General features: G+C 49.9%; 16 protein-coding genes. 4 read left to right on the top strand and 12 right to left on the bottom strand.

The annotated features are described in order from the left end of the window. Positions 1 to 47 precede the first annotated feature (47 nt). Together QY332_16340 and QY332_16335 are read left to right on the top strand one after the other, a co-directional pair. Positions 48 to 698 (top strand): sigma-70 family RNA polymerase sigma factor, encoded by a 651-nt coding sequence (locus QY332_16340; protein ID WKZ35183.1) that lies wholly within the window; start codon positions 48 to 50, stop codon positions 696 to 698. 105 nt (positions 699 to 803) lie between these two features. Next, positions 804 to 1,001, top strand: coding sequence for a hypothetical protein (locus QY332_16335; protein WKZ35182.1), 198 nt, complete (start codon positions 804 to 806; stop codon positions 999 to 1,001). A 509-nt stretch (positions 1,002 to 1,510) separates the two neighbouring features. Here QY332_16335 and QY332_16330 read toward each other — a convergent pair. The 9 genes from QY332_16330 to QY332_16290 form a co-directional block, all read right to left on the bottom strand. Continuing rightward, positions 1,511 to 1,999 (bottom strand): transposase, encoded by a 489-nt coding sequence (locus QY332_16330; GenBank protein WKZ35181.1) that lies wholly within the window; start codon positions 1,997 to 1,999, stop codon positions 1,511 to 1,513. 25 nt (positions 2,000 to 2,024) lie between these two features. Then, positions 2,025 to 2,504 (bottom strand): winged helix-turn-helix domain-containing protein, encoded by a 480-nt coding sequence (locus QY332_16325; protein WKZ35180.1) that lies wholly within the window; start codon positions 2,502 to 2,504, stop codon positions 2,025 to 2,027. A 51-nt stretch (positions 2,505 to 2,555) separates the two neighbouring features. Beyond that, entirely contained in the window at positions 2,556 to 2,846 is a 291-nt protein-coding gene (locus QY332_16320) for a VOC family protein (GenBank protein WKZ35179.1), read from the bottom strand. A 284-nt stretch (positions 2,847 to 3,130) separates the two neighbouring features. Beyond that, the gene (locus QY332_16315; protein ID WKZ35178.1) at positions 3,131 to 3,307 is read right to left on the bottom strand and encodes a hypothetical protein; all 177 of its coding nucleotides are present in this window, start codon (positions 3,305 to 3,307) and stop codon (positions 3,131 to 3,133) included. A 75-nt stretch (positions 3,308 to 3,382) separates the two neighbouring features. Next, positions 3,383 to 3,610: a hypothetical protein gene (locus QY332_16310; protein ID WKZ35177.1), complete on the bottom strand. Its 228-nt coding sequence runs from the start codon at positions 3,608 to 3,610 to the stop codon at positions 3,383 to 3,385. A gap of 150 nt (positions 3,611 to 3,760) precedes the next feature. Further along, entirely contained in the window at positions 3,761 to 4,252 is a 492-nt protein-coding gene (locus tag QY332_16305) for a hypothetical protein (GenBank protein ID WKZ35176.1), read from the bottom strand. A 155-nt stretch (positions 4,253 to 4,407) separates the two neighbouring features. Next, on the bottom strand, positions 4,408 to 4,713 hold the full coding sequence (locus QY332_16300) for a hypothetical protein (protein WKZ35175.1): 306 nt from the start codon (positions 4,711 to 4,713) through the stop codon (positions 4,408 to 4,410). A 162-nt stretch (positions 4,714 to 4,875) separates the two neighbouring features. Then, the gene (locus QY332_16295; protein WKZ35174.1) at positions 4,876 to 5,253 is read right to left on the bottom strand and encodes a hypothetical protein; all 378 of its coding nucleotides are present in this window, start codon (positions 5,251 to 5,253) and stop codon (positions 4,876 to 4,878) included. Positions 5,254 to 5,334: 81 nt separating this feature from the next. Continuing rightward, the gene (locus QY332_16290; GenBank protein ID WKZ35173.1) at positions 5,335 to 5,646 is read right to left on the bottom strand and encodes an antibiotic biosynthesis monooxygenase; all 312 of its coding nucleotides are present in this window, start codon (positions 5,644 to 5,646) and stop codon (positions 5,335 to 5,337) included. A gap of 213 nt (positions 5,647 to 5,859) precedes the next feature. On the opposite strand from QY332_16290, the gene QY332_16285 reads away from it, so the two are divergent. Continuing rightward, positions 5,860 to 8,838, top strand: coding sequence for a BTAD domain-containing putative transcriptional regulator (locus QY332_16285; protein ID WKZ38475.1), 2,979 nt, complete (start codon positions 5,860 to 5,862; stop codon positions 8,836 to 8,838). Between the two features lie 332 nt (positions 8,839 to 9,170). Here the strand turns inward: QY332_16285 and QY332_16280 are convergent, their stop codons facing one another. From QY332_16280 to QY332_16270, 3 genes are all read right to left on the bottom strand, one after another. Then, positions 9,171 to 9,527: a hypothetical protein gene (locus QY332_16280; GenBank protein ID WKZ35172.1), complete on the bottom strand. Its 357-nt coding sequence runs from the start codon at positions 9,525 to 9,527 to the stop codon at positions 9,171 to 9,173. Next, a complete protein-coding gene (locus QY332_16275) occupies positions 9,514 to 10,050 on the bottom strand; it encodes a DUF6036 family nucleotidyltransferase (GenBank protein WKZ35171.1) in 537 nt (178 codons plus the stop codon). Before QY332_16275 ends, QY332_16280 begins: the two co-directional genes overlap by 14 nt. Positions 10,051 to 10,243: 193 nt before the next feature. Continuing rightward, positions 10,244 to 10,384, bottom strand: a complete 141-nt coding sequence (locus QY332_16270; protein ID WKZ35170.1) for an LUD domain-containing protein — start codon at positions 10,382 to 10,384, stop codon at positions 10,244 to 10,246. A gap of 535 nt (positions 10,385 to 10,919) precedes the next feature. On the opposite strand from QY332_16270, the gene QY332_16265 reads away from it, so the two are divergent. Continuing rightward, positions 10,920 to 11,282, top strand: a complete 363-nt coding sequence (locus QY332_16265; protein WKZ35169.1) for a hypothetical protein — start codon at positions 10,920 to 10,922, stop codon at positions 11,280 to 11,282.

Genomic DNA, 11,282 nt, shown 5'->3' with positions numbered 1-11,282 from the left:
GACCATGGACGGTGAATAACGGCCTGACGTCTGCGGTTCACGGTCGGATGCGCTATAATCACACCATGCCGCGCGACAACCAGACTTGGCTCCACGACTTGCGCTCGCCCGATGCCCGCGACTCCGCTCTTACAGACCTGCACGGAATCCTGGAGCGCGTCCTGCCACGGGCGTTATCCCGCTGGCTTTCCCCCGACTCTGGTCATTTCGATTCGTTCCTTGAAGACGTCATTCAAGAAAACCTCCTGCGCGTGATGGACAAACTTGACTTGTTCGAGGGACGCAGTCAATTTATCACATGGGTTTACAAGATCGCCACCCGCATTGCGCTCAATGAACTCCGTCACCGCCGATGGAAGGAAGTCTCGCTCGACGGGTTGGAATCCAGCGACGACCCGAGCGAAATCCCTTCTGAACGGTTCGCGTCGGATGATCCGCACCCCGAATCCGCGTTAGAGCGCAAGGACGCCGTCACTCTCGTGGAAACGATCCTTGCCGAAGAACTCACCCCGCGCCAGCGCGCCGTGATGACCGCCATCGGCATCAAAAGCGTGCCAATGGATGAAGTCGCCCGCCGCATGGGAACGAACCGCAATGCCATCTATAAAATGATGCACGATGCGCGGCTTCGCCTAAAACGACGGCTTAAACGGGAAGGCTTTGAACCCGAAGAGTTGTTGAACCTGTTTGGTAAGTAAATACGGTAGTTGAATGTCAAATAGAAAATGAGAAATTTATTAATTTGGTTGCAGGGATTATTTCACAAAACGCCTCGGAACCCGGAGGTGAAGGTTGCGCTTTCCATGATGGCGATGACCCACGACCAGGAACTTACCTGTGACGAGGTCCACGCGCTCATTGACCAATTCGCCGAAATGCAAATGCGCGGCGAAGACCCCGCGCATCTATTCCCGCTTGTCCAGCGTCATCTTGATATGTGCCCCGAATGCAGGGAGGAATTCGAGGCGTTGCTGGCGGCGTTGGATGTTAGCCCATCGTAATCATTGGAAGGTGTTGTAAGTTTCTCCGCCAGAAGTTGTGACTGTGTTTCTTCAATGCCTGCGAGGTTTGAAATAGTTTTTGTCAGCTTTAAGAGATGTGGATACCGATTCTGTCAAGGCTGTTAGGATAGGACCAACAGGTGGCGGCTGTGGAGATTGAAGTGCATCTATTACCCCCATACTTGGATTCGGCGAAATTGCCTGTAATGCACTATTGAGGTAGATTAGAAATCTTGCCGGGTCGTTATCGTTCTCGTCCAGCGATAGCCAGACGGCTGGTCGCCCGCTACTCATTATCCATTCGCTGGCCAATGTGCTTTTTCCGAAGCCAGCCGGAGCAGAGATAAGGGTCAGTTTGTGCCCCGTAGTTAAACCCTCTGAAAGTTGCTTGATCAGGCGGGAATGGGCTACTACTTTGGAAGGTGGCGGCGGAATATAGAGTTTCGTAGCCAGTATTGGGGTAACCATAAATAGATTATATAACACCTACTTGAGTTTTCGTACATTATTCAGGTTAACTGAAGTTGCCTAACAGAAAGACCGGCGGCATGAAAGAAGCCAAGAAGTAAGTCTGGTCGACGACGCAAGCGAGCAAAACCACGATCAAGCATTGAGCGAATCTCCTCTTTAGAAGTTGGACGAGCATTTCTGAGATGTTGTTTAACATTTCCGTGACAATACTCTTCCGGATTGAGCTGTGGAGCGTAAGCAGGTAACTCTTCAATCATGATCTCAGGATGCTGGCAGAGATAAGCTTTGGTGAGCTTGCTAAGATGAATACGGGCTCGATCCCAGATCAAGATGATTTTTCCAGGTACCTGCCTACGGAGGTGTTCAAGTGCCTCAATCAAGTTATCGCTTTTTATCGAACCTTCAAAACATTTCTTGTAGATCTTGCCTGTAAGTGTCAGCGCTACGGCTGTCGATAGCGCTCGACGATCTTTGGTTACCCGTCGAAAAACGGGTCTCTTGCCAGTCCGAGCCCACGTCGTAGCCAATATTTCTTGAAAGGAGAACCCAAATTCATCCCAAAATACGATTTTTGCTTTGAGACGATGTGACTTTTTTTATCCTTGGCCAATCTCCTAGCAACCAAGCTTCCACTAACTCTTTTTCCTGTTCAATAGCCTGTGGCATTGGCTTTTGTGGACTGAAACCTAGTTTGCGCAACAATCGATTGAGGTAATTCGGATGATAAGTGACATCAAATTCTCTTTTGATCAATTTTTGGACACGGTCCAATGTCCAGCGATCAGTTGGATATCCATTCGCCAAAGCCCCTCGTTCCAGCTTCCTCTTTAAGCTTTGCTTTTGTGGATTACTCAACTTCGGCTCGCTACCAGCCGCTTTTCTTTTTTGGAGTCCGCGCATACCTTTTGTTTCTATGATTCTGGCCCATTGGCCGACCGTGGCCCGGCTTACTCCGAGGTGTCTTGAGATTTCGGCTTTTGACATTTTTCCAGCTTTCAACAGCCGTCCACCTTCAAGCCGTCTTTCTTCCATTTGTTCTCGGGTTAGGTATGATGGTTTCCATGTCATACCGACTATTGTAAATCAATCTAAGTAAACCTGAATAATTGCAAAATGAGAAAGGGTAGTCAGCTTCGGGTCGATTTGAGGAGATTTATCTCTCGTGAACCAATCCATCCATTTCTCTTCAAACAGCGCCATGTGGTCATTCCCTGCCCCGACGGCATAAAATATAATTGTGCCATTGCTATCTTTGATTTCTCGTAGAACTTCAAGACCTATCACTTGTTCGTAAAATCTTCTCATCAGATCGAGGTCGTGGACACGTAACGCTATTTCAGCAATTCCTGTAATCGATTGGTTAGGCTTGTTCATGGCTACTCCTTTAAGGGTGATTGGCTTCAACAACGCTCTTCATTTTTGGGAAGAATGCTATGGGTGAGCACATGCTCTTTCACAACGGCCGGTTGCACCAATGCAAGGCTCACCGATGGATGCCCACGCTGCTGATTGCATAATCGGCATCCATTTAGGCTTGATTGCAGGATCGCTCAAGAAGTCGAAAACATCCTGCGGTGAACGGTTGATAAAAACGCTTACTGTGAACTTTCCCATTGTCTGTTCTCCTTGTGAACTTATAAATACGATGAACGATGTTCTTAAAACGGTTTGAACCTCATCAGCCAGAGGAGGATGGCAAGCCCAATGATACCTGTAACCGAAACGATCATCGCATTGGGCGCGTTGCGCACCTCATCAAATTCTTTTTGCGCGGCGGGCAAGTCCACATTTGTTTTTCTGGCTTCGATCAGGCGCCGGGCAGCGTTCGAGATCATGCCGTAGTAACCTGCCCCATATTGATACATGACCCAGGATACGATCAGGAAGACAAGCGCTGAGAGCCAAACCCACTATTGTCGCCACCAGACAGTCATGAATGCAGGAGCAAAGCCGAAGAGCCCCATTGCGACAGTGAGATACCTGACATACCTGATGTCGGGAACATTGCTGAAGAAGGTCAGGCTTCGTTCAGGGTCGGGCTCACCGCGGAATTTCAGCATCGCGGCGGCGTGGGCTCCGTGGGTGAGCATGAAGAGAAAGGCGAAAAAGATGTGCAGAAGTACCAGCCAGTTGTACATGTAAGACTCCTTAACCACTAAAACTATGATATGTTATTGCGAGCGCACGGAGCGAAGTGATCTTCGTGCCATCTGCAACGGACTCGAACTGGATACTTCACTTGGCCTTTGCAATCCTGGTAGCTTCGCTCTCATCAGTGATTTTCTTGTTCACCGCGCATTCCACCTGACGAGTAATCCCAACGGCAGCCCGATGAGCAGATTGTGCTGTAAGATGAGTACAATGAGCAGCCACAATGGTGGGGCTGGCAGCGTGGGCGCAGCACTGAGCGGCAGGACAATAAAGTTCATCACGATGAAAACGCCAAACCCATATAGGAACGAGCCAAGGATGACATGGCGACGCAGGAGCGGAATTCGGTCAACGCTGAAAATAAAAACGCCAGCCATAATCGTGATCATGATGAAATCGAGGACCAGCCCAAACAAGGCAGTGGCAAGTCCGCCTGCAAAAGCAGCCTCGCCCATTATGCCGCTGGCTGCAAATTGCAATGAGCTAACAATTGGAGTCTTAAGAATCAGCCCAAAAACGATTCCTTGTAAGATCACAAGATGGAGAAGACCTCCGATAAACCCGCCGATCAAAGTTAAGCGGAAGAGTGAATTGCGGGAGGTGGGGGATGAGCTGGTGATAGTAGACATAATTAAGGGTTCCTTATTTGTTTAATACTAATTGTTTGCAATGTATCACTAACATGGTATAAGCCTGCACTAGCTAAGAGGTGATTTTGCTGGAGCAGGACGCGAAGCGGCTCGAAGTCACGCTCTGCGAAAGGCTTGATTGCCGCGTAGTCCCGCTATGCCGCAAACAAAAAGTATCCGGCAACCAGAATAATGACGATATTAAGTGGCCAGATCACCATCTCCAGCCTTTTGTCGCGGGCTATTTTGTTGAATGTGATGGTCAAGCCGACAGTGCCGATGGTCGTCAAGGACAGCACAACCCACAGTACATTTGGTACGGAGAGATAGACCGCGATGCCCAAAGCGGCATACACCAACATGAACACGAAGACAGGTAGGTTATTCCGGATTCCGAAGCGGGCAACGATGATGCCATGCAGGACGACGTTGAGGATAAGAAGGGTTAGAAGTAGTGACATGGTGAAAACTCCTATTTAAAAAGATTATGACGTTTAAAGATTTGCGCCATCGTCCCCTTTAGGGGATATCCACTTGAGGTTGGATGAAACTACGCCATGCTTATATGAGCGGACTCGCCATTCCAACAAATGTAGAATGATGAGTCTGCTCATATCAATGAATTACCTTGCGCTTGCTGACATACTGGCTTTGCCTGCCATGAAGAAGCCAACTGCGATCAAAGCTTGGATCAAGGCGGGTATCCATGAAATATTATGGGATGGCATGTCCGTTAATGTGACCCCATATAAGCTTACTAAAGCCCACAGAACAAATAACAAGGTGTAACCCAGGACGACCGAGTCACGCGTTTTTGACGTACCGTCATTCCGAACCAGCCAAGCCAGCACACCAAGCGCAAGCAATATCACACCATTTATTTTGGCGCTGAAAGCTGCCGTCGGATCAGTTCCCGCAAGAGCAGGTGGAGCGAAGAATGACAGTAAGCCGAACAAGATCAGAACAATGGCCGCGATGGTGAACATAACATTGAGTTTCATTTTATTTTCTCCTTTGGTTATATGGGATGCAACTCAGAGCGAGCGCATCAATCGTTACAATTTTATGGATGTGTGAACACATCAAGGCAGTTGCCTGATGACCATCGCCCTGAACGGCGCGGCCAACAGTTCCTCCAGAGGCGTATAGGCGCCGTCGTTCATCGCTTGTTGCATGACTGCCGCCCGCACCTCGGCAGATACCCAATCTGCGATCTCGACCAGGATGTCGGGGTTATCGATCACCTCGTAGCACGTGCTGCCCAGAAAACCTGGCTGGCCCAATCCATATTCCCCCACAACACATTCAAGCAGATTTCTGAGCTCAGTCCGCCTGCCCGGTTTGGCATGGAGTTCGACGATCACTTTGATTGGCGCTTCATTTTCCGTTGACATGGAGTACTCCTACGGTAAATCGGGTTTGATTTGCAGTGCATTGGGTTATGTTGCAAACCATCAGTTGGGATGGACCAGATCTGTTGTAACAATAAGCAGTTCCTTTCTGATGGGAATCATGTAATAATTGACTCATGCTCGTTGCGCCATACTCTTTTGATACTTTAACGAAACGCCATTAATTCATCATTATTTGGACACATATTGTCTGAAATGATTTTTTCTTTATTGGGTCGCTTGCAGATCGAGAATCGCCAGTCGGGAGCCATTACGCTCGCCAACCGCAAAGCGATCGGGCTGCTTGCCTATCTCCTGATCGAGTCAGATCACGCGCACAGCCGTGAGTCTCTGCTGGGCTTGCTGTGGCCCGACTTGCCCACCGCTTCAGCACAAAACAATCTGCGCGTCACCTGGGCGCATCTTCAGAAAGCGCTGGGAAATAGCGCTTCCGATGAACAACCCTTCCTGATCGGTGACCGACTCACGCTGCGTTTCAACCCCCTCAGCGATCATGAACTGGATGTAACCCGCTTCAACACCTTAACCGAGGCTTGTCGCCTCCACCCGCATCCTGATCCACTCTCTTGCATTGAGTGCGCTGCCCGGTTGACACAGGCGCTCGAATTGGTGCGCGGCGAATTTATGGAGGGATTCTCGCTCGGCGATTGCGCGCAATTTGAGGACTGGCTCCTCATTCAGCGGGAAGGATTCCGCCTGCGGGTGACGTCCGCACTGGAACAGCTTGCCGAGTTTCACGAACGTGCTGGTCAACTGGCTGAAGCGGAACGTTCCATTCGCCGTTTGCTTGAATCTGAACCCTTGCGCGAATCCGCTTACCGTCAATTGATGCGTGTGCTGGCGCGCGCAGATCGGCGCAGCGCCGCATTGGATGTGTACGAAACCTGCCGCCGCGTGCTGGCAGCCGAACTTGGACTCGCTCCAGCCGTTGAAACCGTAACTCTTGCCGAACAGATTCGTGCCCGAGCGCTGGTTGAGGCGCATGCCACGCACATCGACCTGCCGCCCGTTCTGACTCGCTTCTTTGGGCGTCAGCAAGAATCCGCGCGTCTGGTCGATTTTCTGTCGCGCCGAACGGTCAGGCTGGTGACATTGGCAGGACCTGGCGGAGTTGGCAAGACCCGCCTCGCAATCGAAGCTGCCCACCGTATGGCAGGCGTTTTCGCCCACGACATCTGTTTCGTTGAATTAGCCGGGGTTACGGATGAAAAGTCCGTGGATGATGCGGTCGCGGCGGCACTACATTTGCCGACCGGTAACGGCAGATCATCCACGGGCGCAATATTGGATTATCTGCATGGCAAGACCATGCTCCTGGTGTTGGATAATTGCGAACATCAGGTGAAAGCCTGCGCGCGACTCGTCCAAACCCTCTGCCGCGATGCCGAAGGGCTGACCGTACTTGCGACGAGCCGTATCCCGCTTCACATTGACGAGGAGCATGTAGTCCGGCTGGAGCCATTTGCGATCCCCACAGTCAATGACACAGGACAACTCACGGTTGTGGACGCGCTAAAGTTTGACTCCGTTCAACTGTTCACAGACCGAGCCGCACAATCGTTGCTGCAATTCAAGCTAAACGATGCGAATGTCAAGGCGGTTGTTCGTATCTGCCAACAGCTGGACGGTATCCCATTGGCGATCGAGATCGCCGCCGCACAGGCTCGTGCGCTGCCTATCGAAGCAATTGCCGAACGGCTGGATCAACGCTTCGCCTGGCTGAATAAGCGGGCGGGCGAAACCACATCACGGCAACATACGCTTCATACCTTGATTGACTGGTCTTACGGACTCTTGAATCCTCAGGCGCGTGCGTTATTGCTCCGATTAGCGGTCTTTGCTGGCGGGTGGACTTTGGAAGCTGCCGAGGCAGTCAGTTCACCTGATGAACCGTGCGCCGATTTACTTGCCGAACTGGTCGACCACTCACTGGTGGTTTTTGGGGCGGATGCCGAGCATCGCCGTTATAGTATACATGAGATCATCCGTCAGTTTGCCCAGGAGTATTTGCGCGGCAGCGATCAAGAACTGGATGCGTCGGAACGCCATGCGCGCTATTACGCACAACTTGTCTCCAAAGTAGCAGAAAACCGAATAGGAAAATCTTTCTCTGAAAGACTGCAGATCGCTGTAAATGATCACGATAACCTGCGACAAGCGTACGAATGGTTGCTCGTTCACGATCGCGAGCAGGCACTTGCCCTGGTCGCACAATTGGGCACACAACTGAATTTCTGGGAACTGGGCGGATTTTTCCAGGAAGGACGTCGCTGGCTGCAACGCGCGTTGGAAGACACTCAGGGTTCGGTTTCGATCGAGCGGGCAAAAGCCCTGCTGGCGGCGGCCGAGCTTTCGTCAGCGATCACGGATTTTGAATATGGGTTGCAATGTGTTCAGCAAGCTCGGCAGTTGTTTCAACAATTTGGCGATCAACGAGGGGAGATTGATGCGTGGTTGAGGTATTGCGATCTGGCTGGGCTTGCTGGCATTGACCCGAATAAACAAGCGCAGGCTGAAGAAGCCCTTGCGATGGCTGAGCAGCTCTCATATACTTTTGGGATGGCAAAAGCTAGGCAGATACTGGGATCTATTGCTTACGATGCCGATATGCCTGAAACAGCACTTCAATATCATATCCCTAGCGTCACGCTATGGCGCGAACTGGAGAACCCGTTTGAACTTGCAAATGCCCTTAATAACCTTGGCGTAGTTTTGATGGAAATTGGCGAATACGTGGAAGCGAGACAGGCATTCGAGGAAACACGGGAGATCTTTCAATCGCTCGGATATCAACGCGGCGTCGCTCTCGCCATACACAACCTGGGAGAAACGGCTTATAAGATGGGGGAGGTTGCAAGTGCCAGGGAACACCTCACCGAAGCCCTTCGTATTCGCCAACATTTAGGCTTGCCGCGTGGTTATCCCTACTCCTTTGAGCTTCTCGCCCAAGTCAACGAAAGGGAACGGCGCTACGAACATGCGGTTCAACTCCTCGCGGCAGCCGAGACCTTGCGGATCCGCATTGGCGCGCCGCTCGAACAAGTCGCCCAGAAGCATGTCACGGCTGTATTGGCCAGCGCACGCACTCAGCTTGGGGATGTGGTATATGAACTGGCATGGTCAAAAGGTGCGGGAATGACCATCGAGCAAGTGATCACACTCGCGCTGAGTTGAGCGGGTCTACACTATTGAAGTGCCTTAAAACAAACTCCCCGGCTTTTTAAAGCCGGGGAATGGGGCATGATTGTTTATGATAGAAATTCCTATTCCCATACACGATCATTCAACTATATAGAGAACTTTACGCTGTTCTTAGCATCCTGCCCCCATATATGGGAGCAAGGTGTGCTATGTATTAAATGTGGTTCAATGTGGGGCGAAACTTATACCCGTATACCAGATATGTACCCCGCCAGGCTGATCCAATTGCGGTTGTGAGGTAGAAACTGGAGGCAATGACGATATTGATCAACCGCCAAAAGAATATTGGAATAAATAGCATGGGCTTATGCAAATTCGAGAAAATTTGGCGGGGCATAAAGGTGGCGTTTACGCATAGGCTCAGGCGATTGGGTTTCGCAAAGCAAGCGTAAGCGTTTCATCTTCTCTGCGGATTGAAGTAAATAGAAAGGTTCTTGTAATGGCTCAATCTCTTTTGTCCATGCAGGAGGTTCTTGTTTTTGACGGGACGCCAAAAGTTCCGCCAGCGATGCAGACAAAGCAAGCAGACGTAAATCGTTTGTTTTCGGTCGCAAGATCAGGCCCCAATTAATGTTAGCGCGGGCAATATCCTGTACTAAACTACGAAGCCGCAAACTATCCCTTTGAAGCGCTGCTTCAGCGAGTTGTTCAATCAGTTCCATGCAGAGCCTCCCATAAATCTAGAAAGGCGTATTGTGCAGTTAATTCATCTCCCGGGACAAGATACGGTTCAAGGCTAGCCCATATTTCATCCTTGCCGCGTCCCGATACAATTTCCTGTAAAAGACGGCGGGCATCGGAAATATCAAGATCATCGCGCCATGCACAAAGTTTCATCGCAAGCAATTGCGCAAGTGATGGGGAGAATGCGTCTATTCCTGGTGCGCTAAATAAAAGCGACCCTTCACTGATGCCCACCATATAGCCCTTAGCTCCATCGTTTAGCCAATCTTCGGGCCAATCGTTTTCAGCAGCGATTTTTTTTACCAGATTTCTGACAAGTTTTGCTTCAGCAGGGGACAGAATCACAGCATCTACATCACGTGTGGATTGTCGGGCGTCATATCCCAATACCATTGCTGCGCCACCTATAAGCGCAAGCCGCACATGCAGTCCCTGACTCTGCGCCAGTTCACCAAGCCGCCGTAAGCCATCTTGAATTTCTTCGCGCGAGAATGTTGCCATATAAATATTTTACCCCAAAAAAGGAGCGCTGCTCTCATATGCTTTGAAACACTAGCAATCCTATTCCCAGCACAGGTCAGTAAAAGTGATTGACTTAACCAACCCTATATTGCGGCAGGTAAGGTTGGTTTCAATCTAATATATTTATCAACTCGTTTCGCAACAAAAAATTATCTTGAATGCGTTTACCGATCTATTTACCCAGCATCCACACATACAAGTTCTTTGGACCATGCACCCCTAATGTGGTCAACTCAATATCCGCGGTGCGGCTGTGACCGGTGATGAAGACGAGGTAACTGCTGTCTTTAGCTTCGGCGAAGACTTGATGCATATCCACGCGAAGGATAGTGGGGTGTACAATGGCAAGGTGAACACGCGTTCTTGACCTTCATTGTAGTTCGGTTGTAGAGAACAGCTTGTAATGAAAAAGATAACGTCTTGACAATCCTGCGAAAGCAACGGATTGTCAAGACGTTTTTTTCAATTAAATTTGCGCCCTTTGATGGAAAGTGCGACATGATCGTTTATGAGAGAAATTCCTATTCCCATATACGATCATCCAGCAATATAGAGAATTTTATTCTATTCTGAGCATCCTGTCTCCCTATATGGGGAGCGGATGTGGTATGTATTAAATGTGGTTCAATGTGGGTCGGAGCTTATACCCGTATGCATGATATATGCCGCGCTGGGCAGATTTTTGTGCAGCTTTGAATGTAAAAACAAGAGCAAGAAGGCTAAAACCTGATATTTCATTGAAACAGCCAAATTCCCACGCTCTTCCCCTGAACCCGTCGAGGAACATTTTCTCGCTCAAGTTCGTTATGCGGTGGTTCAAGAGACCGTAAAGGAATTTTTTGTCAACAATGAACATCTATACTCACTTCCCCGCCTGGCACGTGCTGGGAGAACTCGTACTTCACATCGCCACAAGCACGGACGAGGCTGTCCATACCTGGTTGGCAGAGGTACTCATGCCCATCAACTTGTCACCAGATTTTCTGGAAAGGGTATTGAGGTCTGCTCAAGAGTCCGTTGGGAACACTATTCATCCCAACTCTGAAGATACACTCTCTCATATCCACATCTCGATCCTTGTGCCACGAGGACACACCCCATCGAGAAAGCCCTGGGGATTTTTCCATATCGAAAGGATAGAGGCGAGCGCAGACAACAGCGATGAACGCCATCATGCCATCGATTTTTATTTGTATGTCGAGGGGGAATAA

Source organism: Anaerolineales bacterium (assembly GCA_030583885.1).
Classification (GTDB): Bacteria; Chloroflexota; Anaerolineae; order Anaerolineales; family Villigracilaceae; genus Villigracilis.
The sequence above is the reverse complement of the archived record's forward strand: the minus strand, read 5'-3'. Positions and strand labels throughout refer to the sequence as shown.